Annotated in this window: 25 protein-coding genes and 5 tRNA genes; 10 read left to right on the top strand and 20 right to left on the bottom strand. The window is 61.2% G+C overall.

Going from position 1 to position 25,520, the window contains the following annotated elements; all coding sequences use genetic code 11:
• Nucleotides 1-23: 23 nt before the first annotated feature.
• From NTD89_RS24320 to ptsP, 3 genes are read right to left on the bottom strand one after another with little or no spacing between them, the layout of a single operon-like run.
• Complete coding sequence (locus NTD89_RS24320; protein ID WP_262210110.1) at nucleotides 24-1,739, bottom strand: PTS fructose-like transporter subunit IIB; 1,716 nt, start codon at nucleotides 1,737-1,739, stop codon at nucleotides 24-26.
• Nucleotides 1,740-1,750: 11 nt separating this feature from the next.
• Complete coding sequence (gene pfkB, locus NTD89_RS24315; protein ID WP_262210108.1) at nucleotides 1,751-2,692, bottom strand: 1-phosphofructokinase; 942 nt, start codon at nucleotides 2,690-2,692, stop codon at nucleotides 1,751-1,753.
• Nucleotides 2,693-5,551: a phosphoenolpyruvate--protein phosphotransferase gene (ptsP, locus tag NTD89_RS24310; RefSeq protein ID WP_262210107.1), complete on the bottom strand. Its 2,859-nt coding sequence runs from the start codon at nucleotides 5,549-5,551 to the stop codon at nucleotides 2,693-2,695.
• Nucleotides 5,552-5,845: 294 nt separating this feature from the next.
• On the opposite strand from ptsP, the gene cra reads away from it, so the two are divergent.
• Nucleotides 5,846-6,841 (top strand): catabolite repressor/activator, encoded by a 996-nt coding sequence (gene cra / locus NTD89_RS24305; protein WP_145165276.1) that lies wholly within the window; start codon nucleotides 5,846-5,848, stop codon nucleotides 6,839-6,841.
• Between the two features lie 2 nt (nucleotides 6,842-6,843).
• On the top strand, nucleotides 6,844-7,620 hold the full coding sequence (locus NTD89_RS24300; RefSeq protein WP_262210105.1) for a TatD family hydrolase: 777 nt from the start codon (nucleotides 6,844-6,846) through the stop codon (nucleotides 7,618-7,620).
• Here the strand turns inward: NTD89_RS24300 and NTD89_RS24295 are convergent.
• From NTD89_RS24295 to NTD89_RS24275, 5 genes are all read right to left on the bottom strand, one after another.
• On the bottom strand, nucleotides 7,567-7,995 hold the full coding sequence (locus NTD89_RS24295; protein WP_124416411.1) for a hypothetical protein: 429 nt from the start codon (nucleotides 7,993-7,995) through the stop codon (nucleotides 7,567-7,569). The genes NTD89_RS24300 and NTD89_RS24295 overlap by 54 nt on opposite strands.
• 127 nt (nucleotides 7,996-8,122) lie before the next feature.
• Nucleotides 8,123-8,827: a methyl-accepting chemotaxis protein gene (locus NTD89_RS29610; RefSeq protein WP_370004722.1), complete on the bottom strand. Its 705-nt coding sequence runs from the start codon at nucleotides 8,825-8,827 to the stop codon at nucleotides 8,123-8,125.
• Between the two features lie 1,517 nt (nucleotides 8,828-10,344).
• On the bottom strand, nucleotides 10,345-11,181 hold the full coding sequence (gene ampE / locus NTD89_RS24285; RefSeq protein WP_106578613.1) for a regulatory signaling modulator protein AmpE: 837 nt from the start codon (nucleotides 11,179-11,181) through the stop codon (nucleotides 10,345-10,347).
• The gene (ampD, locus tag NTD89_RS24280) at nucleotides 11,178-11,741 is read right to left on the bottom strand and encodes a 1,6-anhydro-N-acetylmuramyl-L-alanine amidase AmpD (protein WP_145165284.1); all 564 of its coding nucleotides are present in this window, start codon (nucleotides 11,739-11,741) and stop codon (nucleotides 11,178-11,180) included. The genes ampE and ampD overlap by 4 nt, the downstream gene beginning before the upstream one ends.
• 61 nt (nucleotides 11,742-11,802) lie before the next feature.
• Nucleotides 11,803-13,959 (bottom strand): DUF1631 domain-containing protein, encoded by a 2,157-nt coding sequence (locus NTD89_RS24275; protein WP_262210100.1) that lies wholly within the window; start codon nucleotides 13,957-13,959, stop codon nucleotides 11,803-11,805.
• Between the two features lie 245 nt (nucleotides 13,960-14,204).
• Here NTD89_RS24275 and nadC point away from each other — a divergent pair, with 245 nt between their 5' ends.
• A complete protein-coding gene (gene nadC, locus NTD89_RS24270) occupies nucleotides 14,205-15,053 on the top strand; it encodes a carboxylating nicotinate-nucleotide diphosphorylase (RefSeq protein WP_145165288.1) in 849 nt (282 codons plus the stop codon).
• A gap of 44 nt (nucleotides 15,054-15,097) precedes the next feature.
• Here the strand turns inward: nadC and NTD89_RS24265 are convergent, their stop codons facing one another.
• The 3 genes from NTD89_RS24265 to NTD89_RS24255 all read right to left on the bottom strand — a co-directional run bounded on the left by NTD89_RS24265 (nucleotide 15,098) and on the right by NTD89_RS24255 (nucleotide 16,126).
• Complete coding sequence (locus tag NTD89_RS24265) at nucleotides 15,098-15,403, bottom strand: DUF6388 family protein (protein WP_106578609.1); 306 nt, start codon at nucleotides 15,401-15,403, stop codon at nucleotides 15,098-15,100.
• Between the two features lie 172 nt (nucleotides 15,404-15,575).
• A tRNA-Thr gene (locus tag NTD89_RS24260) sits at nucleotides 15,576-15,648 on the bottom strand.
• Nucleotides 15,649-15,712: 64 nt separating this feature from the next.
• Entirely contained in the window at nucleotides 15,713-16,126 is a 414-nt protein-coding gene (locus tag NTD89_RS24255; RefSeq protein WP_262210148.1) for a pilin, read from the bottom strand.
• Between the two features lie 202 nt (nucleotides 16,127-16,328).
• Here NTD89_RS24255 and NTD89_RS24250 point away from each other — a divergent pair, with 202 nt between their 5' ends.
• From NTD89_RS24250 to yacG, 4 genes are read left to right on the top strand one after another with little or no spacing between them, the layout of a single operon-like run.
• Entirely contained in the window at nucleotides 16,329-17,537 is a 1,209-nt protein-coding gene (locus tag NTD89_RS24250; protein WP_262210099.1) for a type II secretion system F family protein, read from the top strand.
• Nucleotides 17,534-18,400 (top strand): A24 family peptidase, encoded by an 867-nt coding sequence (locus NTD89_RS24245; RefSeq protein WP_315975620.1) that lies wholly within the window; start codon nucleotides 17,534-17,536, stop codon nucleotides 18,398-18,400. The genes NTD89_RS24250 and NTD89_RS24245 overlap by 4 nt, the downstream gene beginning before the upstream one ends.
• The gene (gene coaE, locus NTD89_RS24240) at nucleotides 18,397-19,020 is read left to right on the top strand and encodes a dephospho-CoA kinase (protein ID WP_262210097.1); all 624 of its coding nucleotides are present in this window, start codon (nucleotides 18,397-18,399) and stop codon (nucleotides 19,018-19,020) included. Before NTD89_RS24245 ends, coaE begins: the two co-directional genes overlap by 4 nt.
• Entirely contained in the window at nucleotides 19,017-19,217 is a 201-nt protein-coding gene (gene yacG / locus NTD89_RS24235) for a DNA gyrase inhibitor YacG (RefSeq protein ID WP_145165296.1), read from the top strand. Before coaE ends, yacG begins: the two co-directional genes overlap by 4 nt.
• Here yacG and NTD89_RS24230 read toward each other — a convergent pair.
• From NTD89_RS24230 to NTD89_RS24220, 3 genes are all read right to left on the bottom strand, one after another.
• Nucleotides 19,214-19,429: a hypothetical protein gene (locus tag NTD89_RS24230; RefSeq protein WP_003171680.1), complete on the bottom strand. Its 216-nt coding sequence runs from the start codon at nucleotides 19,427-19,429 to the stop codon at nucleotides 19,214-19,216. The two genes, yacG and NTD89_RS24230, sit on opposite strands and share 4 nt — an antisense overlap.
• Nucleotides 19,430-19,495: 66 nt before the next feature.
• The gene (locus tag NTD89_RS24225) at nucleotides 19,496-20,185 is read right to left on the bottom strand and encodes an energy-coupling factor ABC transporter permease (protein ID WP_262210096.1); all 690 of its coding nucleotides are present in this window, start codon (nucleotides 20,183-20,185) and stop codon (nucleotides 19,496-19,498) included.
• Nucleotides 20,182-20,649: an FAD/FMN-containing dehydrogenase gene (locus NTD89_RS24220; protein WP_145165300.1), complete on the bottom strand. Its 468-nt coding sequence runs from the start codon at nucleotides 20,647-20,649 to the stop codon at nucleotides 20,182-20,184. The genes NTD89_RS24225 and NTD89_RS24220 overlap by 4 nt, the downstream gene beginning before the upstream one ends.
• 100 nt (nucleotides 20,650-20,749) lie before the next feature.
• Between NTD89_RS24220 and NTD89_RS24215 the strand changes: the two genes are divergently transcribed.
• The 3 genes from NTD89_RS24215 to NTD89_RS24205 all read left to right on the top strand — a co-directional run bounded on the left by NTD89_RS24215 (nucleotide 20,750) and on the right by NTD89_RS24205 (nucleotide 23,001).
• A complete protein-coding gene (locus NTD89_RS24215; RefSeq protein WP_145165302.1) occupies nucleotides 20,750-21,379 on the top strand; it encodes a DUF1780 domain-containing protein in 630 nt (209 codons plus the stop codon).
• 89 nt (nucleotides 21,380-21,468) lie between these two features.
• Nucleotides 21,469-21,642 (top strand): DUF3094 family protein, encoded by a 174-nt coding sequence (locus tag NTD89_RS24210; RefSeq protein WP_064450648.1) that lies wholly within the window; start codon nucleotides 21,469-21,471, stop codon nucleotides 21,640-21,642.
• 60 nt (nucleotides 21,643-21,702) lie between these two features.
• Entirely contained in the window at nucleotides 21,703-23,001 is a 1,299-nt protein-coding gene (locus NTD89_RS24205) for an NAD(P)/FAD-dependent oxidoreductase (RefSeq protein ID WP_145165303.1), read from the top strand.
• A 59-nt stretch (nucleotides 23,002-23,060) separates the two neighbouring features.
• Here the strand turns inward: NTD89_RS24205 and NTD89_RS24200 are convergent, their stop codons facing one another.
• The 6 genes from NTD89_RS24200 to NTD89_RS24175 form a co-directional block, all read right to left on the bottom strand.
• Nucleotides 23,061-23,948 (bottom strand): LysR family transcriptional regulator, encoded by an 888-nt coding sequence (locus NTD89_RS24200; RefSeq protein ID WP_178119740.1) that lies wholly within the window; start codon nucleotides 23,946-23,948, stop codon nucleotides 23,061-23,063.
• Between the two features lie 31 nt (nucleotides 23,949-23,979).
• The gene (locus tag NTD89_RS24195; RefSeq protein ID WP_242195074.1) at nucleotides 23,980-24,714 is read right to left on the bottom strand and encodes a cysteine hydrolase family protein; all 735 of its coding nucleotides are present in this window, start codon (nucleotides 24,712-24,714) and stop codon (nucleotides 23,980-23,982) included.
• Between the two features lie 166 nt (nucleotides 24,715-24,880).
• Nucleotides 24,881-24,957: transfer RNA gene (locus tag NTD89_RS24190), tRNA-Pro, on the bottom strand.
• A 94-nt stretch (nucleotides 24,958-25,051) separates the two neighbouring features.
• A tRNA-Lys gene (locus NTD89_RS24185) sits at nucleotides 25,052-25,127 on the bottom strand.
• Nucleotides 25,128-25,132: 5 nt separating this feature from the next.
• Nucleotides 25,133-25,209: transfer RNA gene (locus NTD89_RS24180), tRNA-Pro, on the bottom strand.
• A 10-nt stretch (nucleotides 25,210-25,219) separates the two neighbouring features.
• Nucleotides 25,220-25,295, bottom strand: a tRNA-Asn gene (locus NTD89_RS24175).
• Between the last annotated feature and the right edge of the window lie 225 nt (nucleotides 25,296-25,520).

Genomic DNA, 25,520 nt, shown 5'->3' with positions numbered 1-25,520 from the left:
CGCTCCCAAATTTTTGGCCGGTGTCAGGCCTTTCCCGGAGCTACTGTGAGTTCCAGCGCCTCAGGGCGCTTGATCAGCGCATACACCAACCCCGTCAACAGGCTGCCGGCAACAATCGCCAGCAAGTACAGCAGGGCATGGTTCATCGCATTGGGAATGATCAGCACAAACAGGCCACCATGAGGCGCCGCCAGTTTGCAGCCGAAATACATCGACAGCGCGCCGGTCAAGGCGCCACCGGCGATGCTGGCCGGGATCACGCGCAGCGGGTCTTTGGCCGCAAACGGAATCGCGCCTTCGGAGATAAAGCACAGGCCCAGAATCATCGCGGCCTTGCCGGCTTCGCGCTCGGTCTGGGCGAACTTGCGCCGCGCCAGGAACGTGGCGATGCCCATGCCAATCGGCGGCACCATGCCAGCGGCCATGGTCGCGGCCATCGGCGCGCCGCTGGAAGCGGCCAGCAAGCCGACGGAAAACGCATACGCCGCCTTGTTGATCGGCCCACCCAGATCGACGCACATCATGCCGCCCAGGAGGATGCCCAGCAGCACCGCGTTGGTGGTGCCCATGGTGCTGAGAAAGTCGGTCAGGCTGGTGAGCAGCCGCGCGACCGGCGGGCCGACCAGATAAATCATCGCAAGGCCGGTGAACAAACTCGCCAGCAATGGAATGATCAGGATCGGCTTGAGCGCCTCCAGGCTCTGCGGCAACTTCACCGCGCGGGTGATCAACTTGACGCAATAACCGGCGAGGAAACCGGCGAAAATCCCGCCGATAAACCCCGCGCCCAACGTGCCCGCGAGCAGGCCGCCAATCATGCCCGGCGCGAGGCCGGGGCGGTCGGCAATCGAGTAGGCGATATAGCCCGCCAGCAGCGGCACCATCAGCATGAAGGCCTGGTCGCCGACGGTTTTGAGTGCCGCCGCCAAGGTGCCCTTTTCTTCAAAGGCATGAATGCCGAACACAAACGACAAGGCGATCAGCAAGCCGCCGGCCACCACCATCGGCAACATGAACGACACACCGGTGAGCAGGTGTTTGTACACGCCGGTCTTTTCCGATTTTTTCGCCACCGCGCTGCCGGCCGCGCTTTCCACCGCGCCTTCGGCCAAGGCTTTGTTGAGCGTGGCTTCGGATTGCTTGAGGGCAATGCCGGTGCCACAGCGGTAAATCTTCTTGCCGGCGAAGCGCTCGGTGGCCACTTCAATGTCGGCCGCCAGCAACACCACATCGGCATTGGCGATGGCCTCCGGGCTCAAAGGCGTGCGCGCGCCCACCGAGCCCTGGGTCTCGACCTGCAAGTCGTAGCCCAAGCGCTTGGCGGTTTGCTGTAAGGCTTCAGCCGCCATAAAGGTGTGCGCTACGCCGGTTGGGCAGGCCGTGACCGCGACGATACGCGGCGCGGTTTTGGCTGCCTGCTGCGTCGCCACATAGACCTCAGCCTCTTCGGCGCCGCGACGCAATACTGCGTCCACATCCGCCAACGCCTGGGCCGGCGTGCTCTGGAACACGCGCTTGCCGACAAACCGCTGCATCTCCACCGGCGTGCTGCTGACCAGCAACACCCAATCGGCGTCATCGAGCGTGGCCTGGGACAACTGGCGTTCCGGGTGCTGCACGTCCACCACTTCGACGCTGGTGTGCAAGCCCTGGCGCTGCGCGGCGGCGTCCAACAAGCGGGCGCACAGCACACTGGTGACCATGCCGTTCGGGCAGGCGGTAACAATGGCTAACTTCATCACAAACCCTCTTATTGTTCTGTCAGCGCGCGCACATGGACGCCGCTTTCGAGACGCGCCAACTGCGCGTCATCGCTGATGCCAAACCCGATCTGTGTGACGGCCATCGCGGCAATTGCCGTGGCGCGCCGCAAGGTGGTTTGCGGCAGATCAACCCTGAGCAAACCGTGAAGCATCCCGGCCAGCAGCGAGTCGCCGGCGCCCACCGTACTGGCGACGCTGACCTTGGGCGGCGTGGCGTGCAGCGCGGTACCCGGACTGAACCAGTTCACGCCGTCGGCACCGTGGGACACCACCACATGTTCCACGCCTTGGGCGTGCAGACGCTCGGCGGCCTGGGCCTGTTGCGCGATGGAGTCCGTGGGGCAATCCAAGGCCTCGGCCAATTCTTCAGTGTTGGGTTTGATCAGCCACGGGCCCGCCTGCAAACCGGCGCGCAAGGCTTCGCCGCTGGTGTCGAGGGCGACTTTCAAACCGAGGCTTTTCAGGTGTTCCAGCAAGCCCTGGAACCACTGTGCGCTGATGCCGCGCGGCAAACTGCCGGCGACCACCACCGCGTCATGCCCTGGCGCAATCCGCGTCAGTTGATCGAGCAACGCCTGCTGGGCCTGCTCACTGACCTGCGGTCCCGGCGCATTGACGTCGGTGACCCGGCCGTCCTGCTCGGCGATCTTGATGTTGCTGCGGGTTTCGCCCGGCACGCGAATAAACGCATCGGCAAAACCACGCCGGGCAATCAACGCCTCGAAGGCTTGCGGATTGTCTTCACCCAGAAAGCCGCCGACGGTGACGTGATGACCAAGGTCCGCCAACACTTGGGCGACATTCACACCTTTGCCGGCAGCGTGGGTCAGCAGGGTTTCGCTGCGGTTGACGGCACCCGGCTCCAGGCGTGCCAGGCGTACCGTGAGGTCCAACGCCGGGTTCAGCGTCAGGGTCAGAATCTTCGCCATTTACACGGCCTCCACTAGGGCTCGCACTTGCGCGGGCGAACCCACCGCAAGGGCTTTTTGCGCCAGGCCCTGGGCCTCGCTCAGACTGAATTCGCGTACCCGCGCCTTCACTTCAGGAATGCTGCGGGCCGACACGCTCAACTCGTCCACCCCCAGCCCGATCAGCACCGGCACCGCCAGCGGGTCCGCCGCCAATTCGCCGCACACGCCCACCCACTTGCCATGGGCGTGGGCGGCACGCACGGTGATGTCGATCAGTTGCAGCACCGCCGGGTGCAGGCCGTCGGCCTGGGCCGACAAGGTTGGGTGGCCACGGTCAATGGCAAGCGTGTACTGGGTCAGGTCGTTGGTGCCGACGCTGAAAAAGTCGACCTCCTTGGCCAGTACCGGCGCGAGCAAGGCGGCAGACGGCACTTCGATCATGATGCCCAACTGCAAGTCGGCGACCGGGATTTCCAGACGCAGTCGCTCGGTCATGTCCCGGGCCGCGCGCCATTCATCGACGCTGCCGACCATGGGAAACATGATGCGCAGCGGTCGGTTGTCCGCCGAGCGCAGCAGCGCACGCAATTGCGCTTCCATGATCTGCGGGCGTTGCAAGGTCAGGCGAATACCGCGCACACCGAGGAAGGGGTTTTCTTCCTCGGCGATCGGCCAGTACGGCAGTGGTTTATCACCCCCAACATCGAGGGTGCGCACCACCAGCGGGCGACCGCCAAGGCCGTCGAGTACGCGGCGGTATTCGGCTTCCTGAGTGGCTTCATCCGGCGCTTGTGGGTGAGCCATGAAAATCAGCTCGGTGCGCAGCAGGCCGATGCCTTCGGCGCCCTGCTCCACCGCGCCGGCAACGCCAGCGCTTTCACCGATATTGGCGAACACTTCCACGGCGTGACCGTCACGGGTCAACGCCGGTTCGTGGCGCTGTGCCGAAGCCGCTTGCAGGCGCTGTTCGCGGGTGTCGCGCTCGACGCTGGCGCGTTGCAAGGTGGTGGCGTCGGGGTCGACATGCAGGCGACCGCGCTGGCCATCGAGCAACAACGGCGTGCCGGACGCGAGCAGCAACACCGCCGCGCCTGCGCCTACCAAGGCGGGAATGCCCAGGGCGCGCGCGACGATGGCGCTGTGCGCCGTGGCGCCGCCACGCGCGGTGAGGATGCCGGCGACACGGGCCGGGTCCAGGCGCGCGACGTCGGAGGGACCGACTTCGTCCATCACTAAAATGTAGGGTTCGCTCGGCTCCTGGGCGGTTTCGACGCCGCACAATTGCGCCAGCACCCGACGGCCGATGTCGCGCAGGTCGGCGGCGCGCTCGGCGAGCAAGGCATCCTGCAGCGCCTCCTGCTGTTTGGCGGCGGCCTCGATCACGCTCATCCACGCCGCTTCGGCGCTCTCGCCCTGCTTGAGGCGGGTGTCGACTTCGTCGGTCAGTTCCGGGTCGTCGAGCATCTCCTGATGGGTGATGAAGATCTCGCGGATGGCTTTGGCCTGGCTGCGTTCGATCAGGCCCTGGATATCGCGGCGCACATCGTCCAGTGCGCTCTGCAGGCGCTGGCGCTCAATGGCCGAGGACTCGCCGCGAAGGGGGTAATCGAAGACTTGCTGCACCTGGATATGTGCAGGCCCGATGGCAATGCCTGGCGCGGCAGCGATGGCCTGGATCTGGCTGCCGGCCGCGGGCGCGCTGATGGCCGGTTCGATCTCGACGCTGGCAGGCTGGGCACTTACGGTCGGCAGCGGCTCGACTTCTTCGCCCAGACCTTCTTCTATGGCCGCGAGCAACGCGGGCAATGCATCGCCGGCAATTGTCGGTTCAGCGACAAACTCCAACACCTGACCGCGACGGGCGCCAAGGCTCAGCAACTTGCTCAAACTTTTCACCGACACGGCGCCCACCGGGCCATCAACCAGGCGCACGCGGATATCGCCATCAAAACTTTTCGCCAATTGCGCGAGGATCTTCGCCGGCCGCGCATGCAAACCATGGGCGTTGGCCAGGGTGACGCGCACGCTGGGCCAGTCAGGCGGCAGTTCGCCGCCGAGCACTTCGAGCACCGCGCGGCTGCTGGTGGCGCGGCCGAGTTCCTGGCCGCGTCCTTCAATGAGCAACGCACACAGGCGTTCGAGCAAACTCTGGTGCGCTTCGCCAAGGCTGGCCAGGCAAAACAAACCGTTGAGCGGCTGGCCGAGGTAACGCATGGGTTTGTCCGGCGTGACGAACGCAAGGCCCGGCCGCTTGACCGTCTGCTCGCTGTGCAACCACCACAGGCCATCGCCCAGCGGCAACGCGTCGACTTGCTGCAACACGGCAGCAAAACCATTGCTCACGCAATCGGCCTGACGCAACAGGCGTGCGCCTCGCCAGACAAGCTCTTCGAAGTCATCGGCGGACACGCCAAGGCTGATCATTTGCGCGTCCAGCGCCAGTTCCTGCGGCGCGCCTTGCAGCAGCTTCAGCAAGGCGTCGGCCGAACCGGCACGGCGCAGCGCCTCGCCCAGATCGGTTTCACCGAGGGCGCGGGTCAGCAATTGCAGCAGGCGCAGGTGTTCATCGGATTTGGCGGCAATGCCAATGGCCAGGTAGACGATCTGGCCATCGCCCCAGTCCACCCCTTCGGGGAACTGCAGCAGGCGTACGCCGGTGGAAAAAACCTGGTCGCGGGTTTCCGGGGTGCCGTGAGGGATGGCAATGCCTTGGCCGAGAAAGGTCGAACCTTGGGCTTCACGCGCTTGCAAGCCACTGAGGTAACCCTCGGCGACCAGGCCGTCGGCCACCAGTTTGTCAGCGAGCAGGTGCAAGGCAGCAGATTTATCCACAGCCACCTGGCCCATGGATATCTGCTCTACAGTGAGCTCAAGCATGCCGTTCTCCTAGTTAGTGCGGTGGGCGCACTAGGTATTGTTTTGAATAAATCAGCGTGGCTGCGTTCAAAAATAGCTGACTGAGTGGTCAATTGGCAGTAGCCAGTCAGTCGCGAACGTCGTAAAAATACGCTGGCTGAAACGTTTAATCTAGAATTTATGGCAGATTACGCGCTAATTATGCAAGCTTGAAGCGCCACTCGGCGCTTGAGCTCAGCCAATAGTCGTGTGCAGTAATCGGTTACGATTGGACAAAATGTCGGGGCAAGCTCTAAAAAACAAGGAAATCCCGGTTTGAAACTCAGTGATATCGCACGTCTGGCCGGTGTGTCCGTGACCACCGCAAGCTACGTCATCAATGGCAAGGCCGCGCAACAACGCATCAGCAGCGCAACCGTCGAGCGGGTGCGCGCGGTGGTTGAAGCCCATGGCTTTACCCCAAACCCTCAGGCGGCCGGGCTGCGCAGTCGGCACACGCGCACCTTGGGCTTTATCCTGCCGGACCTGGAAAACCCCAGTTACGCACGGATCGCCAAATTGTTGGAACAGGGCGCGCGGGCGCGCGGCTATCAGTTGCTGATTGCCAGCTCCGACGATGAGGCCGACAGCGAGCGCCAGTTGCTGCAGCTGTTTCGCGCGCGGCGCTGCGATGCGCTGTTTGTGGCCAGTTGCCTGCCGGCCAGCGATGACAGCTACCGCGAACTGCAAGCCAAGGGCCTGCCAGTGATTGCGATCGACCGGGTGATGGAAACTGAGCAGTTTTGCTCGGTGGTCAGCGATGACCGCCAGGCCTGCCAGCAGTTGACCAGCAGCCTGCTGCAACCGTTGCCCAAGCAGATCGCGCTGATCGGTGCGCGTCCCGAGCTGGGCATCAGCCAGGAGCGCGCTGCCGGCTTTCATGAAGCGCTGAAAGGCTTCACGGGTGAGGTCATCGTCGAACAGGGCGAGGCCTTCAGCCGAGATTGCGGCCGACAGCTGATGGAGCAACTTCTGCAACAACTGGGGCATTTGCCTGACGCGCTGGTGACCACTTCGTACGTGCTGCTGCAAGGGGTGTTCGACGCGCTGCACGACTTCCCGCTCAAATCCCGGCCGCTGCGCCTGGGCACTTTTGGTGACACCCAGTTGCTGGACTTCCTGCCGCTGCCGGTCAACGCCATGGCCCAGCAACATCAGCTGATTGCCGACACCGCCCTGCGCCTGGCGTTGGCCGCCATCGAAGAAGAACAGTACCAACCGGGCGTGCACGCCATCGGCCGGACCTTCAAGCAGCGTATTCACGAGGCTTGAGCGTGGAGCTAATCGACACCCATACCCACCTGGACTTCCCGGACTTCGACCCTGATCGCCGGCAAGTCCTCGCCCACAGCCGCCAACTCGGCGTGCAGCGCATGGTGGTGTTGGGTGTGTATCAGCAAAACTGGCAACGGCTGTGGGATCTGGTGCAGGAAGACGAAGGCTTGTTCGCCGCCTTCGGCCTGCACCCGGTGTACCTGGATGAGCATCGCCCCGCCGACCTGACGGAGCTGGGCGACTGGCTGACGCGCTTGAAGGGCCACCGGCAACTGTGCGCCGTCGGTGAAATCGGCCTGGATTACTTTCTCGAACAGCTGGACCGCGAGCGCCAGCAGCGCCTGTTTGAAGCGCAGCTGAAACTGGCGGTGGACTTCCAACTCCCGGCCTTGCTGCACGTGCGCCGCAGCCACGCAGCAGTGATCGCCACCCTCAAGCGCATTCGCCTGCCACGCGGCGGCATCATCCATGCGTTTGCCGGCAGTTTTGAGGAAGCCCGCGAGTACATCAAGCTGGGTTTCAAACTCGGCCTGGGCGGCGCCGCCACATGGCCGCAGGCGCTGCGCATGCACAAAGTACTCGCGCGACTGCCCCTTGACGCGGTGGTGCTGGAAACCGATTCACCGGACATGGCGCCCGCCATGTACCCGGGCCAGCGCAACAGCCCGCAGCACCTGCCGGACATCTGCACCGACTTGGCCGAACGCATGGCGATCAGCCCTTTACTGCTGGCCGAGACGAGCACACGCAATGCGCGCGAGCTGTTCAACTGGTAGCGGTTTGACCGCCTGCAAGTTCAACGTCAGCCGTTGCCGATGACGGGCGTAACGCAGCACTAGAAAGTGCATCAGCACCGCCACCAGCGAAACGTTGAGTTGCCCGACCACGCTGAGCAACCCGACCCACTCCGCCACCAGCGCCACAATCAGCACCGAGCAGGTCAATACCACCATGCTCGGGGCCACCATGGCCCAGTGGTCCAGCGCCTTGAACTGGCGCAGCTGCCTGGGGCATATCAACTGCAGGGTGCGCTGGCAATAGGGGCATTCAAAGGGCTCGTGGATGGCAATCGCATTCACTTGCCAGGGCTTGAGTTCAAACGTGATGTCGCAATGGGCGCAATGCCCTTTGATCCCCATGGCAGTGGCCATCGCTGTGCCTCCCTTGAACCGTGACGGGTTGAAACAAATTCTCACCCATTCAGGCATTCAAAAAAGCCACACAGCGAAATCAGGACGGGCACCACGGCCCAGGAAGACCAAGTCCTACGCGCCTGCCCTACACACGAAACGCGCCGATCAATTGCTTCAACTCGACGACTTGCACCGACAGCAGCCGACTGGCCGTTTCGGTCTGATGCGCGCCCTCGGCGGCATGCTCGCCCGCACGATTGATGGCAACGATGTTCTGGTCGATATCGTGGGCCACGGCGGTTTGCTGCTCCACGGCCGCGGCAATCTGCTGGTTCTGATCGACGATCATTCCGACGGCGCCCAGGATATTTTCCAGGGCTTGCTGGACCTTTTCCGACTGCCCCACGGTGCCATTGGCCATGGCATGGCTGGTGCCCATGACCTTCACGGCCGCGCCGACACCGCTGTGCAGGCGGCTGATCATCTGTTCGATTTCTTCAGTGGACTGCTGGGTGCGTCGGGCCAGGGTGCGCACCTCGTCGGCCACCACAGCAAAACCGCGGCCCTGCTCGCCGGCGCGCGCCGCCTCAATCGCGGCATTCAGCGCCAACAGGTTGGTTTGTTCGGCGATGCTCTTGATCACCTCGAGCACACCACTGATCGACTGGCTGTCGGTGGCCAATTGGTTGATGACCTGCACTGACGCCTCTATCTCCGACGCCAGGCTCGCGATGCTGCCCTGCTGGGATTGCACCAGGCCTCGGCCGCTGACGGTTTCGTCGTTGACGCTGTGGGCACTGCTGACCGCCGCCGCCGCACTGCGCGCCACTTCCTGGGCGGTGGACGACATCTGGTTCATGGCCGTCGCCACCTGCTCGATCTGGCTGCGCTGCCCGGAAACCGCCTGGTTGCTGTGGGCCGACACGGCTTGCACTTGCCCGGCTTGCAACTCGACCTGGCTGACGGTGTGACCGACACGCTCGATCAAGTCATGAATCCTGGCCACCGTGCCGTTGAATACCTGGCCCAACTCCCCGAGTTCGTCGCGGCTGTGGGCAACAAAGCTGACGGTCATGTCGCCGCCCGCGACCTGGTTCATCATCGCCCCCAGGCGACGCAACGTGGTGCGGGTCGACGCGTAGAAACCGGCATACAAATAAAAGATCAGCACAAACACCGCCACCAGCGCCGAGACCAGCACCATCATGTGCGTGCGTTTTTGGGCCAGGCGCTGCTCAAGTTGCTGTTCAAGAAACGTCAGGGTCGCTTCATTGAGTTGGTAGGTTTGGGCCATCAACTGGCTGACGCTTTCATAAAAACCCTGCCACGGCGCATCGAGGGTTTCGGCCATCACCACCTGCTCTTCAAACAACTCGCTGCCGTGCTTGAGGCTCGCACTGCTGGCCGTGGCCAGAGGGTCGAGCGCCGCATGCGCGGCGGTGCTGGCGCCCAGTGCGTCCTGCAACTTCAGGGCGTACTCGGCCTGGAGTTTTTCCAATTGCTGCAGCAGTTCCTCAAAGCGCGTACTGGAGGATGAATTGAGAAAACCCTGGCCCAAGGAGTAAGCGCCCATGGCCCGCCCTTCACCCAGGGTTTGGGTGACTTGCGGGGTGACGCTGGTGACCAGCTCGCTGAGTTGGCGCAAATCGCCCTGAGGGTCACGGCTCAAGCCGGACTGGCTGGCGATGATCTGGCTGAGCATCTGCGCCTTGTTGAGCAATTTGCCAATCAGCGCGCTTTTGCTCAGCAGCGAGGTTTCCTGTTGCTGAGCCTTGAATGCGGTGATCATTTCGTCGCGCTTGCCATCAAAAACACGGGTGTGTTCAGGGTCGCCGGTCATCGCATTGAGCCCTTGCAGGCGGCTCAGCACGCTCTGTTCCAACGCACTGATCTTGCCCTCCAGATCACCAGCCTTGCCGGACTGCCCCAGCACCGCGTTGATCTGCACCTGGTTATTGAGGGTTTCCAGGTCACGGCGCAGCGCCAGGCTGCTGCCGAGCAGATCGAGGCTTTGCAGTTCGATGCGAGTGCCCTGCAATTGCGCCCAGGAATCACGCACCAGGAAATAATTGGTGGCCAGCATCGGCAGCAGGAACAGCACGCTGATCAGGCTGAATTTCATGCCGAAACTCAGACGGTTCATCAGCGCGATGGCGGGATAGAGCAAGCTCTTCAAAGGTGTACTCCCTTTCTATTATTTTTATTGAGGCGCAGGGGGAAGCGGCAGATAGCCACTATTTGGCGCTCTGTCTGTATAGCTCAATTTGAAAGGGAGTTTTGTAACGTAAGGTTAACGACCTGCGCTGAGCGGTTTTTTGTGGCGTGGGCGCAAAGTCCCTTGCCACAAAAACCCGCTCGTCTGGCTAGCTACGGCAGTACGGTCCAGATCGCAAACCCGGCATACCACAGCACCGCCGCGCGCAGCAGCAGTTCCCACAGCCGATCCAGGCTGTTGATCCCCTCGGGCCCCACCACGGGCGGTGGGATTTCAGCCGCCGCCAGGCCGACTTTTTCTACCAGTTGTGCAGCGCTGATGTCCCAGCTCAACAACTCATGCAACATCACCCGCCCAACCGCGACAAAGTTACCCACCAAGGCAAAACTTGCCGCCAGAAGGCGCACCGGCACCCAGTCAAACGCGTGACGCAATTGCCCGGCACGCTCGGCGACCTGCGGGTTCTGGCTGTATTCGCTGGCCAATGCCAGTAGGCGATACGCCAACGCCGCCACCGGCCCCAACAGGAAGTACCAGAAAATCACTGCAAAAAAGCTCTGATAGGCCTGCCACAGCAAATGGCCTTGAACACGCTCCAGCAGTTGCTCGCCATTGTCAGCCACCACCTTCAGGTCTCGTTCGGCCACATGCTCGGCGGCCTGCAGGTCACCGCGGCGCCATGCATCGCGAAACGGCCCAAGCCCAGCCAGCAGATCGCCGCGCCCGAGGCTGTAAATCACCACCAGCAGATGCACCGGCAGCGCCAGCAGGCCATAAGCCACCGGTTCCAGCACCAACAGCAACAGCGCCAGCAAGGCCACCGGCAGTAAAACCAACAGGACAAGAATCAGCCAGGGCCGCTTCCCCATACGCGGGCTGGATTCCAGCTTGGCCAGTTCACGCAACCATCCACCGTCGCGTTGTAACCGCTGACGCAAGGCCGAGAATTTCTCGATCCAGACCGCCAACACCAACACCAGGAAACTCATCGTGCGTGTCCTCCATCCTGCAGGGCGCTGCGAAAGCGCGTCCAATCAAAAGCCGGGCCCGGGTCGGTCTTGCGACCCGGTGCGATATCACTGTGACCACAAATACGCTGCCGGGTGATGTCTGGATAAGCCGCCAGCAGCTGTCGCGTGAGGTCAATCAGCGAAACATATTGAGCCTCGGTAAACGGTAGCTCGTCCGTTCCTTCCAGCTCGATTCCCAGAGAAAAGTCGTTACACACCTCGCGCCCCTCGAAGCTCGATACCCCGGCATGCCAGGCGCGGTCCAGGCACGACACAAATTGCGTCACGCTGCCGTCGCGCTCAATCAGAAAATGCGCAGACACCCGTAAGTCGGCAATGCCTTCAAAGTAAGGATGTTGCGTGACATCCAGGCGATTCTGGAAAAACTCATGCACCTTGCCGGTGGCAAACTGTGCCGGTGGCAGGCTGATGTTATGCACCACCAACAGTGAGATCTCGCCGGCGGGGCGCTCGTTGAAGTTGGGCGAAGGGCAATGGCGAATGCCCTGGCACCAACCGCTGGTGGGGTCCAACTGCATACGGGTTCCTTGAATGAGACGAGGTGTTACCAGTATGCCGCGTTCAGGCCTGCGGTTGCGATCACTTGCCGCGATTGAGTTGACGCAGGTTGCCCACCACGCACGCCAGTGCGCGGTCGAACAGCAGCCCGTCGTCCAAGGTACGCAAGGCCCCGCGCTTGAATGCCATGGCCAGCTGGTCGGCACTTTTTTCAAGGACTTTGAGGCCGGTACGGCTGACAAAAATGTAGCTATTGGCCGGGGCCATGATCGCCGTCAACTTGCAGCGCAACGCTGTGTTTTCGTCTTGCTGGAACTCAAACCAGCCACCGACACGCAGCTGGTGAGCCTTGAGCAGGTCCGGGTCATCGCTCGGCAAGCGCTGTATTGAATCAGGCAACCCGACACTGAACGAAAACGGCTCACGCACCTTGATCAGCGCGTCGATGCACTCGCCTTCGGCCGACTGAACATGCATGGCCTGCAACTGAACAAAAAACTCACGGGTGCTGAAAGGGTCGAACGCCGCGCTGGTCAAGCCGTTGCGCAAAGCCGTGAGCAGCCCGGGCAGTTGCTCCAGCAGGTGCCGGCCGGCCTCGGTGTCTGTCTGCAGGCCCACACTCCAGATCAACTCGTCCATGGTGCGCACGCCCGCCTGCCACTGCACCGACTGTTCGCCGTGCTTGAGGCAGGCCAACAACAGCACCTGGCTCCAGGCCTGCTGAAGAAACCGCACCACCGATTGCGGCAAGACCTTGCCGAGCAAGCGCCGATTGAGCAGATCGGCCACACGGTCACGTGCGGCTTGCGTGCGTATGCGCCCTTCTTCGGCCTCACGGGTGTGTTGTTCAAGCAACGCGCTACGGCGTTGTTCATCCGAGGTGAACGCAGTGAACTGCGCCAGCAGTTGGGAAAAAATCGTCAGGTCTTCGACGAAGTCATTCAACAAACACTGCACCACTTGCTCAATATGCAAGTACAGGCTGTCGCGCTGATAGCCCTCGTGCGGGCTCCAGCCCATGGCAGCCGAGGCGATTTCATTAAGCAGTCGACGCGCCGGGTGGCAGGCGCGGCTGAAGAGGCTCTTGTCCAGCACCGCCACTTTCAACATCGGAATCTGCAAGCGCGCGATCAAGCCCTTGAACGCATCAGGCACGGTGCGATCATTGAGGATGAACTCGAACAGCAAGGCGACCAGATTGATCACGTCTTCATCGGCGCCTTCCACCACACGCGACTTGCCGCTCTTGACGCTCACGCGGGTCAACAGTTGTTCAAGCTGGTTACGCAGGTCGAAATCGTCTTCGGCCTCAGGTTCAGGCACATATTGTTGCAGGTGCGAGAGCAGGCGCAGCAGGTCGCGCGAGGCAATGGGTTGCGGTTCGGCGCAGGCTTCCAGGGTCGGCGCCACGCTGCCTCGCACCGCCGCCAACAACACCTGCAGGGCGGCAAAGGCCTGCTGGCCGTTCTCATCCAGGGGCGGGTCGATGGCTGGCGGGTTGCCTTCTCGCTGCTGGTCACGGGCGGCACGCCCGCCAGGGCGGCGCGAGGGCACCGCCTTGAGTTCGGGTAAAACCCCGGTGGCGACCAGCAACTGATTGGCTTCGCAGAACAATTGGTCGGCGTCACTGAGCACGTACTTTTCAAACAGTTTGAGCATGATCAGCTTGACGCGAATCTCTACGCCCAGGCTGCGCCCCGCGCGCAAAAAGAACTCGCAAAGCAGCGCCGGACCCAACGGGTTGTCGCACTCGCTCAGAGGCTTGCCAAGCAATGCACTCAAGCGCGCGGTCAGTTGGCCCAGCGCCAGGCCATCGCGATGTCGCACCCGGCCGAGCATGGCCTCCAGCGCAACGGCCTTTTCCAGTTCGTCGCTGGACGTGCCGGGCGCCGCCTCATACGACACCACCGGCACCAAATGCGCCTCGCCTGGCTCTGCATGGCCCAGACTGGCGAAAGCGGCGAACAACTGCGCCATGAACACGCGCTCAAAATTTTTGCGCTTGAGGCGCAAGTCACGCATCGCTTCAAAGAAGATGTGATGGTCAACATTGCTGCGGGCCTTGTCGGCCATTTCGAACAGCGTGTCATCGGCGTTATCGAACAGTTCCTGCAGACCTTGCTGCAACTGTTGGGCAGCCTTGTCGCGAACCTGCAGCAACACCACCGGCAGGCGCGCAAGCGGCGATGGCGTGGGGTGCGCCTTGTTGATTGGCACCACCTTTCCGTCATTGTGCATCCTGGCCTCCTGAAACGGCGGTGTTGGGGTGGGGAGCGATCAGCTACAGGTCCGATGGGGGCTGCGAAAACCGGTTGTCACCAGGACGTCAAAGCTATGACGCCAATTGCAAGGCGCAGGATTATCTTGCAAATAAGGGTAGTTGCGCCAGTGAACTCTGCCATTGCTCTGTAAATGAGTGTTGAGTCTGGGTTCACAGGCGCGCTGCCCCTATAATCCGAGGCACTTTGTTTGTGGAGCCTGTTATGCCGAATCTCCGTCTTGCCGACCTCACCGCCGAAATCGAAGCCAACGTGCGCCGTGCACTGCTGGAAGACATCGGCAGCGGCGACATCACTGCGCAATTGATTCCGGCCGAACGGCTGGCGAAGGCTACGATCATCACCCGCGATGCGGCCGTCATCGCCGGTACGGCCTGGGTCGATGCGGTGTTCCGTCAGCTCGATCCGCGGGTCGCGGTGCATTGGCAGGTTGCCGACGGTGAGCGTGTCAGCCCCAACCAGGCGCTGTTCCACCTTGAGGGCCCTGCCCGCTCACTGCTCAGCGGCGAACGCTGCGCGCTGAATTTTCTGCAGATGCTGTCAGGCGTCGCCACGCGCGCTCAGTACCTGGCGGATTTCGTCGCCACGACCCAGGTCAAGCTGCTGGACACCCGCAAAACCCTGCCGGGCCTGCGCCTGGCGCAGAAATACGCGGTGACATGCGGCGGTTGTCATAACCACCGCATCGGGTTGTATGACGCCTTCCTGATCAAGGAAAACCATATCGCTGCGTGCGGCGGGATTGCGCAGGCGATTACCGCCGCGCACAAGATCGCGCCGGGCAAGCCCGTGGAAATCGAAGTGGAAAGCCTGGAGGAACTGCGCGAAGCGCTGGCGGCGGGCGCCGATATCATCATGCTCGACGAATTGAGCCTGGATGACATGCGTGAGGCCGTGCGCCTGAATGCGGGCAAGGCCAAGCTGGAGGCCAGCGGCGGGATCAATGAAACCACGCTGCTGCCTATCGCCCAAACCGGAGTGGACTACATCTCCATCGGCGCGATGACCAAGGATGTGAAGGCGGTGGACTTGTCGATGCGGCTGAGCATCTGACGTTTTTAATGTAAGCGCCGGCAAGCCGGCGCCTGCACAGGGTTTCAGATCGCGAGATTGTTCATCCCGCAATACTCGTTCCAGTCGACACCCAGCACCTCGGCGGCCTCCTTGTGCAAGGCCAGGCGTGCGGCCTCGAACTCTTCCGGCGTCGATGTGTACTTGAGGGTCAATTCCCATGGCTGCAGGCCCTGGGCCTCGGCCTCATCCTCAAATGACCATTGGATCTGGTCCCTTTGATCATCGGCGCTCAGGTCCTTGATCTCATCCAGCAGTTCCGGCGACTCCGCAACGTACTTTTTGAGGGCTGCTTCGTGCCGCGCTTCCTGGGTCATTTCTGGTGTGGTCATGTTGTTCTCTTAGATCGAGGAATGGGGATGCATCTGGGTCATCAAGGTTGCGCAGATACGAAAGAGCAAGCATGAATGCCGGCTCGTCTGGCCTTCAGAACCATTCTGGGATCATCTGAAAACAGTGCTGCCTTTTGAAACAGTGTTGCGTTTTTTCAACAGTGTTGCCTTGTGCCCGAGACAGGAATCGAACCTGCGACCTTCGCGTTACGAGTGCGCTGCTCTACCGGCTGAGCTACACGGGCGGTGGGCTAAAGCTAGCACCGCATTGGGCAGGCGGCAACTAACTCGCCTACCGCCCGACGGCCGTCAGGCCCCGTCGGCGCCGCAGCCTTTGGCAACGTATTGCGCTTCAGCCGTGGTCGCGCACTTCCAGCCCGTGGTGGCGCTACGCGTCAACGTGATGGTCTTGCCCAGCACGGGCGCAGGCGCATCAAGAATTTCACAGCTGATGGAGCCTGCGCCGGTGGCCACATCGCCTGCCACGTCGATCTTGCAATTGGCGGTGGGACTGGTGCCACCGATCAAGGCCAGGGTCGGTACGGTGCCCTGGTTGAGGGTGTCCTCGAAACCTGCCTTCAGCGCGGAGACTTCAGCCAACCCCGCGGTGAACTTGGCCTTGGCCTGGTGCTTGGTATACATGGGCAAACCGATAGTGGCCAAAATGCCGATGATTGCCACGACGATCAACAGCTCGATCAAGGTAAAGCCTTTCTGACGCATCACATTCACTCTCCAGAATAGAAACCCTCACAAGGCGCGTCCTGCGCCCCGCATTGTGCAACGGCGCCAGTGTACTCATCCACGCACGACCAATCGCCTGCAAGACGCACAATCTGACATTTTATCCTTCCTCGCCAGCCTGTCCGAATCCCTCACCTGACTAAGCTATAAATCTTCAACGACCTGTGTGCGGAAACGTGACATGAATGACGCTGCAACGATCTACGCCTGGGAAGGCATCAACCGTAAAGGACGCAGAGTCTGCGGGCAAACCACAGGCCAGAACCTGGCGCTGATCAAGGCACAACTGCGTGAGCAAGGGATTTGCCCCGGCCGAATCCGCAAGAAAACCCCACGCCTGCCAAGCTTCGCCCCGCCGATAAAACCCGCCGATATTGCCCTGTTCACCCGCCAGCTGGCGACATTACTGAAGGCTGGCATACCGCTGTTGCAAGCGTTCGACATTATTGGCGAAGGCTTCGACAACCGCCTGATGCGCGAGCTGATAAAGGGCCTGAAACAGGAAATCGCTGCCGGCAACAACCTGGCGACAGCGCTGAAAAAACAACCGCGCTATTTCGATGACCTGTATTGCCACCTGATTGCCGCCGGCGAGCACGCCGGCGCCCTGGAAACGCTGCTGGAGCGCGTTGCCATCCATCTGGAGAAAAGCCAGCAGCTCAAGGCGCGCATCAAGAAGGCCATGACCTACCCCATCGCCGTCATCGTGGTTGCAGGCCTGGTCAGCACGGTCTTGCTAATCCACGTGGTGCCGCAGTTCCAGAACCTGTTCGCCGGCGTCGATGGCAAACTGCCGGGCTTCACCCTGAGTGTCATTGCCTTGTCCGAGTTCCTGCAGCGTGCCTGGTGGATGGTGGCACTGGGTTTGGCCGCGACAATTATCGGGCTGCGCCACGCCTATCGGGCATCTTCCGGTTTTCGCCGTTGGCTGGACCTCGGTTTGTTGAACGCGCCCCTGGCAGGCACACTGCTGAAAAAAACCGCGGTTGCCCGCTACGCCCGCACACTCTCAACGACCTTCGCCGCGGGCGTGCCGTTGGTGCAGGCGCTGGATTGCGTGGCGGGGGCGGTCGGAAATGGGTTGTTCAAACAGGCGATCGAACATATGCGTCACGATGTATCCACTGGCATGCAGTTGCACCAATCCATGGCCAACAGCCGCCTGTTTCCCAGTATGGCAATCCAGATGACGGCCATCGGGGAAGAGTCGGGAACCCTGGATCGCATGCTGGAAAAAGTCGCCAATCACTACGAGGCCGATGTGCAAAACCTGGTCGATAACCTCACCAGCCTGATGGAGCCCCTGATCATGGTGGTATTGGGCGGCATCGTCGGCGCACTGGTGATCGCCATGTACCTGCCAGTTTTCCAGCTGGGGTCGGCATTTTGAACCCGTTGCTGAATGAACAACCGTGGCTCTTTGTCGGGATGGCGCTGGTGCTGGGCCTGATTGTCGGCAGTTTCCTCAATGTGCTGGTGTGGCGCCTGCCGAAAATGCTCGAGCGCGAATGGCGCGCCCAGGCCCAAGAAGTGCTCGGATTGCCTGCTGACCCTGCGGGCCCGGCTTACAACCTGATGCGCCCCCATTCCTGCTGCCCCCGGTGCAATCATCCGATTCGCGCGTGGGAAAATATTCCGCTGCTCAGCTACCTGCTGCTCAAGGGCCGTTGTGCCCATTGCCGAGAACCTATCAGTGCCCGCTACCCATTCACCGAACTTGCCGGCGCGCTGGTCTCGGCGGCGGTGGCCTGGCATTTCGGCTTCGGCTGGCAAGCCGGTGCGGTGATGCTGCTGAGCTGGGGGTTGCTGGCGATGAGCCTGATCGATGTGGATCATCAGCTGCTGCCCGACGTTCTGGTGCTGCCGCTGTTATGGCTGGGGCTGATCCTCAACAGTGTTGGCTTGCTGGTGAAGCTGCCGGATGCGCTCTGGGGTGCGGTCATTGGGTACATGAGCCTGTGGACGGTGTTCTGGCTGTTCAAGGTGATCACCGGCAAGGACGGCATGGGCTATGGCGACTTCAAGTTATTGGCCTTGCTCGGCGCCTGGGGTGGCTGGCAGATTCTGCCGATGACACTGCTGATGTCTTCGTTGCTCGGGGTGCTTGCCGGGCTGATCCTGCTGCGCTTGCGCAAGCCCCAGGCGTCGGCCCCAATGCCGTTTGGTCCGTGTCTGGCGATTGCCGGCTGGATTGCATTGCTCTGGGGTGGTCAAATAACCGACTTCTATTTGCAGTCTGTCGGTTTCAAATGACCACTTCTGTTGCAACACCCTGGATTCTTGGCCTCACCGGCGGCATCGGCAGCGGCAAAAGCGCGGCCGCCCAGCACTTCATGGATTTGGGCATCGACCTGGTCGACGCCGACCATGCGGCTCGCTGGGTGGTTGAGCCCGGGCGCCCGGCACTGGCGCAAATCGCCGAGCACTTCGGTGCAGGCGTGCTGTTACCCGACGGCCAACTGGACCGCGCCGCGTTGCGCAAACTGATCTTTGAGGTCCCGCAAGAACGCCGCTGGCTGGAAGCCTTGCTGCACCCGCTGATCGGCGAGGAGATTCGCAGCCACCTGGCGCGCGCGCGGTCGCCTTACGCAATCCTGGTGTCACCGCTGCTGATCGAGTCCGGCCAGTACAGCATGACCCAGCGCATCCTGGTGATTGACGTGCCGCAATCACTGCAGATTCAGCGTACCCTGCAGCGCGACGGCATCAGCGAACAGCAGGTGCAGGCGATTCTGAAGGCCCAGTCCAGCCGTGAAGACCGCCTGAACCATGCCGATGACGTACTGGTCAATGACCAGGACCTCGCCTGGCTGCACAGCGAGGTCGAGCGACTGCACCACTTTTACCTTACTTTGCGTGGAGGCCGATCATGAGCCAACCTATGACCGTCGACTGCCCAACCTGCGGTGCACCCGTGGAATGGAAAACAGACAACCTCAATCGGCCGTTTTGCTCGGACCGTTGCAAACTCATCGACCTGGGCGCCTGGGCATCGGAAGAGCACAAGATTCCGGTCAGCCCGGATGCCGAAGACGAGCTGTTCTCCGAAGACTTTCAGCCTAAGCACTAAGGCCGCATAAAGGCGTATTCCTGCTGGTCGTCGAGGTTCTCTGCAAGGTATTGCAGCTCGTCGGCCAGGTCTTCGAAACTGCGTACGCCTTTACTCTGCTGCACCACGGCGCTGAGCATGGCGCGCAAGGTCAAGCCTGGGTCGAAACCGATTTCCTGCGCGGCGTCCTGACTTCTGCGCAACTCCTGCCGTGCCCATTCGTACACACTCATGCCCCACGCTCCTTCATAAATTTCGCAGAGCATGGGCCTGTGTGGCCGCCCGGGATTTGATCTGGGTCAACGCCGCGAATCGTCGTCGTTCCATGGCGCAGAGAGGTAGCGCGTACGGTTGAAGGTCTCAAGCCACTCCGGGCAAAACACCACCAGGGCGCTGATGACCATGCCGTTGATGAAGGCTTCGGGGAAGATGATCAGCCACAGGTAGCCGATGAAGTCTTCCAGCCACTCCGGCATCGCGAAACGGCCGTCTAACCACAGCAACCCCAGCGCAGCCAGCAAGCAGAGCAGCGCCGACAGCGCGGCGGCAAAGAAGCCCGAGCAGAAGATATACACAAAGGGATTGCGGGGTTGGGCGCGCTCTACCAGCACTGCACAGCCTTCCGTGATCAGTACCGGCAACACGATCAGCAGCAGGCCATTGACCCCGACAGCGGCCAGGTCCTGACGCCCCAGCAGCAACAGCCCGAACTGCGCCGCCAACCCGCCGACGATTGCCAGAGGCCAGTCGAGCAGCAGGGTCACGGCGGTCATGCCGATAAAGTGGTAGGAAACGCCAGTATCGAAATCTCGCCGCACCAGCCACAACATGAACAGCGCGAACACCGTACCAAACAGCAGATGCTGACGCCGCCGGTCGGCAAACAGCTCGACCCATGGCGAGCGCAGGATTGCCCACATCACCACGGGCGCATACAACAGCCAGCCGATGCTGAGGGTTTGCGGCGCCAGCACGGCGGCACTGATCACGGCTTCACCTGCTCCAGTGCCTGGCGCAGCTCGTCGGCGGAGCTGAATTCGTGCTGCGCAATCACCTTGCCGCTATCGAGTTGCAGCCACAGCACTTTATCCACAGCCCCTGGGTAACGCGGGGCGATACGCGCATCACGGTCCAGCATGACCCGGTAGTTGTAGGCCTGCATCGCCGGCACGGCGAACAGCTTGGCGATGAGCCGGGGCATGCGCTGGATATCGGCGATGAACACCGCGTGGCGCGCTTCGAGGTAGCCCTTGGGCTGGCCTTGCAGCGCGGCATCTACCCGCTTGGCGGCGTCCATGCTGCGGGCTACCAGCAGAATCTGCGCCTGGTCATCCAGGGTGTAGGCCTGGTCGAACTGGTCGAGCAGGGTCCATGGCGCCACGCGCTCACCCACCTCAACAGCTTGGGCCCACAACGGTAAAAGGCTCAGCAACAGCACCACGAAAAACTTCACCGCAGACTCCTTGATTCGGATGAGGGTCGAGTAGCCAGTCTACACCGGCCGTTTAAAGCAAGACTTCCTGCGGTCATCATTTGGACGCTAAGCTGCAAATATGGATGACTCAGATTACTTGCGCCTGCTCACCGTAGCGGCCGAACAAGCCAATGCGTTCCTGTCCAATGCCCGCAAATGGGAGCGTGAGCGTTGGGTCTGCCAGCGCCTGCTGCAAGGCTTGAATGTGCCCTACCGGGCCGAGGAGTTTCATGCCGCCGGTCAAGAACCGCCGGATGTGTTGTTTCGCGACGCCAGTTTCGAGGTGTTTTTTGTACTGGATGAAGGCCGACGCCTGAACGACGAATGGCGCGACGAGTTGCTGCGCCGACGCAGCGCGTTTTCCCTGAGCCAGTTGGTCCGGCGCGAAGCCAAGCCGCGGCGTATCCCCGCCCATGAGTTCCTGTTGCGCCTGGCGCCGACGCTGCGCAAAAAAGCGCACAACTACAAAGAACGTGGCATTGACCTGGGCGAGCTGGACCTCATCGCCTTCGCCAGTCTCAAGCGCGAAGTGCTGGACCTCAACAGCCATTTCCCGCCTCCCACCGAATACCTGCGCCAGGGCTGGCGCTCGCTGTCGCTGGTCGGGCCGACCTTTGCCCGCGTGCTGTTCGCTCATCCTGATGCCCCGGATTTCTTGCGCAACAACTTGGGCCGCAGCATAGTATTCGACGTGGGCATCAGCCTGTGACGCGGGCACAGGCTACGCTTGTGGCGATACCGCCAATCTCCCGACTGTAACGTGGCGCCCTTTTGCAACGTCTACCTGACGAGGCCTTTATGACCAGCCGCCTGAACCCCGATGACCAACAGCATGTCGAAGAGTACCTGCAACTCTCCCAGAACCGAGTCGAGCGCAAGCCTTTCCGGCCGTGGCTGCTCCTTGGTGTGGTGCTGGTGGCGGTGATCGGGCTCGGTCTGCTGAGCCGCCTTTTGAGTTACCTGACGCTATGAGCTGCCTGGCGCTCGCGAGGGTAACTGCTCCGATTTCTTTTAGCCTTGCGAGATATCCCCATGACCCATCGTATTATTATCGTCGGCGGCGGCGCCGGCGGCCTGGAGTTGGCTACCCGCCTGGGTAAGACTCTGGGCAAGCGCGGCACCGCCAACATCACGCTGGTGGACACCAACCTGACCCATATCTGGAAGCCACTGCTGCACGAAGTGGCTGCCGGCTCGCTGAACTCTTCGGAAGACGAACTCAACTACGTCGCCCAAGCCAAATGGAACCACTTCGAGTTTCAGCTGGGGCGCATGAGCGGGCTTGACCGTGAACAGAAAAAGATTCAGCTGGCCGCCACCCTTGACGAAGAAGGCCGCGAACTGGTGCCTGCGCGCGTGCTGGGCTATGACAGCCTGGTGATCGCAGTCGGCAGCACCACCAATGACTTCGGCACCGAGGGCGCAGCGCAACACTGCCTGTTCCTCGACACACGCAAACAGGCCGAGCGTTTCCACCAGCAGTTGCTCAACCACTACCTGCGCGCCCATGCCGGGCAGACCGATACCATTGAACAGATCAGCGTCGCCATCGTCGGCGCTGGCGCCACCGGCGTTGAGCTGGCTGCCGAGCTGCATAACGCCGCCCACGAGCTGGCAGCGTACGGCCTGGACAAGATCAAACCGGAAAACATGCACATCACCCTGATCGAAGCCGGCCCACGGGTATTGCCTGCGCTGCCGGAACGAATTGGCGGGCCGGTGCATAAAACCCTGGAGAAACTCGGGGTGACGGTGCTGACCAATTCGGCGGTCAGCGAAGTGACGGCCGACGCGCTGATCACCAGCAGCGGCCAGGTCATTCCGGCCAGCTTGAAGGTGTGGGCCGCCGGGATTCGCGCGCCAGGCTTCCTCAAGGACATCGACGGCCTGGAAACCAACCGCATCAACCAATTGCAGGTGTTGCCGACGCTGCAAACCACCCGCGACGAAAATATCTTCGCCTTCGGCGACTGCGCCGCCTGCCCGCAACCAGGCACCGACCGCAATGTACCGCCCCGCGCACAAGCCGCTCACCAGCAGGCTTCGTTGCTGGCCAAGTCGCTGAAACTGCGGATTGAAGGCAAGGACCTGCCGTCCTACAAGTACACCGACTACGGCTCGCTGATCTCGCTGTCACGTTTCTCGGCGGTGGGTAACTTGATGGGCAACCTGACCGGCAGCGTGATGCTGGAAGGCTGGCTGGCGCGGATGTTCTATGTATCGCTGTACCGCATGCACCAGATGGCGTTGTACGGTTTCTTCCGCACGGCCATGCTGATGCTCGGCAGCAAGATCGGGCGCGGCACCGAGCCAAGGCTCAAGCTGCACTGATTGACTGAACGGCAGCAAAAAAATCCCCGTATCACACGATAGGGGGATTTTTTATTGGGCTAGAGCTGCTGGTAGAACTCAGCCATATAGTCGACAAACGCCCGCACCTTCGGCGCCAGGTGCCGGGACTGTGGATAAAGGGCGTAATAGTGCCGCTCGCCCAATGAATAATTGGGCAGAATTCGCACAAGCTGACCGTGCGCCAAGTCGCTGTGCACTGTGGCCTGGGTGAAACACGCAATGCCCGCCCCCGCCAACGTGGCCGCGTGCAACGCGCTGATGGTGTTGGTGCTGAACCGCCCCGATGGGGTGACCGTAACCACCGCGCCACGCGCCGCGCTCAGTTGCCAATCCGACGACGCACCAATGAAAGTCAGCAAGTGATGGTTGTCGAGTTCCTGCGCCGAACGGGGCAACCCATGGCGACCGATGTAGCTCGGCGACGCGACCAGAACCTGGCTGGAAATCGTCAACGTGCGGGCAATCAATGACGTATCCGCCAGGGCGCTGGCAATGCGTATCGCGACATCAAACCCGTCGGCCACCAGGTCGACGAACTGATCATCACAGCACAGCTGCAGCTCAATATCCGGATAGCGTCGTTGAAAACCCGGTAGCCAGTGCGGCAGATCCAGTGTGCCCACCACCAGCGGCACACTGACTCTCAGCAGGCCTTCGGGGCGTTGGTGCCCATGGGCGATGGCCTGGGATGCGGCGTCGAGACGATCAAGGATATCCACGCACGCTGCGTAGTACTGCTCCCCGGCACCCGTCAGACTGAAGCGTCGCGTGTTGCGGTTGATCAGTTGGGCGCCCAGCTCAATCTCCAATTGCTGCAATTGCCGGGATATCGTCGAATGCGTGGTCTCCAGGCGCTCTGCGGCTGCAGAAAAACCCTTGGCTTCGACGATGCACCGAAAGGCGCGCATGGCAGATAACTGGTTCATGAAGCAGGCGATCCCAAGGTGGTCAGGGGAATCAGTTAACCGGCAAAGCGATAATTTGCGAGGTGGTCAGCACCGAACCGAAGGTGTCTTCGATTTCAGCCAGTGCCGAGTTGTGCAACTCATCCTTGGTTACCGAACGGCCATCGGCGCGGGTAATAGCCCGTGTGGCACTGGCATCGGATGCTACCACAACGTCATAGCCCAACGGCGCGGCGTCACGGGCGGCGCCAGCGACACAGGCGTGAGTCATCAGGCCACTGATAATCAGGGTTTTGACGCCGGCTTTCTTCAATTGCGCATCCAGGTCGGTGCTGGCAAACACGCTGACCGTGGTCTTCTGCACAAGCGTGTCTTGTGCACGTGGCTTCATCAGCGGGTGAAAATCGACGGTTTTGCCATTCTTGGCGAAGACCGCCGCGTCGTCCGGGGCGATGTGCTGCACGTGAATGACCCGGATGTTTTCCTTGTCGGCAAACTTGATCAGACGCTGGGTGTTTTCCAGGGCTTTCATGCCGTCAGGGATCGGCATGCGGCCGGTGAAGTATTCATTCTGGAAGTCGATGACCACCAACGCGGTGGTTTTCGGGTCAAGACGGTCGGTCGGCTTCGCCCCCAACATCGCGCGAATGGTCGGCTGCGGGTGTGTGGCTGTTTCGGCGGCGACAGCGTAATGGCCGAGGCCCACCATCATCCCGAAGCCAACAAGCGTGGACTTGAGTACGGCAGATAGCGAACGGACAGGGTGAGCGGCTGGAGTGAGGGTCATCATGCAGATTCCTTGAGGCGAGTGAATGGACGAGGCCCAGTCTAGGAGGCCGCGACCAGTGCACCAACGCACCCATCAGCACAATATCTGTTTGGAATTCGCACAAGTGAGGCCAAACAACAGGCAAAAAAAATCCCCGTATCTTTCGATACGAGGATTTTTAATATGGTCGGGGTAAGGGGATTCGAACTCCTGACATCCTGCTCCCAAAGCAGGCGCGCTACCGGACTGCGCTATACCCCGGTAAAAAAAAGGCGACCTTTCAGTCGCCTTCTGCGACCAGGGCTTTTGACCTCTGATCTTAAGATCTGATCCCAGCGTTAACTGGTCTCAAAAATGGTGGGTCGTGTGGGATTCGAACCTACGACCAATTGGTTAAAAGCCAACTGCTCTACCAACTGAGCTAACGACCCAAAAATGGTCGGGGTAAGGGGATTCGAACTCCTGACATCCTGCTCCCAAAGCAGGCGCGCTACCGGACTGCGCTATACCCCGGTTTTGAAATTGGCTCCGTGACCAGGACTCGAACCTGGGACCCAATGATTAACAGTCATTTGCTCTACCGACTGAGCTATCACGGAACTGCATATTTCAAATGTGTAACTTTACTGCGTTGAAACGTTCTCTTCGGCTTGTCCGTATCGCTACGTTCATGTCTCTGAGGCGCGCTATTCTACAATCTTAAAAACCCCTGTCAACCCTTTAAATTGCTTTTAAGACAATGATTTGCGCTTCTTTCTGATTTCTTCTTGGGGAGAAGAAACCCGTGGGCTGACGTTGCTGCGGGGCGCACTTTACAAGCCTTT

Source organism: Pseudomonas sp. 14P_5.3_Bac1 (genome assembly GCF_025466135.1).
Lineage (GTDB): Bacteria > Pseudomonadota > Gammaproteobacteria > Pseudomonadales > Pseudomonadaceae > Aquipseudomonas.
Note: the sequence above shows the minus strand (reverse complement) of the source record. Positions and strands in the feature narration are given on the sequence as shown.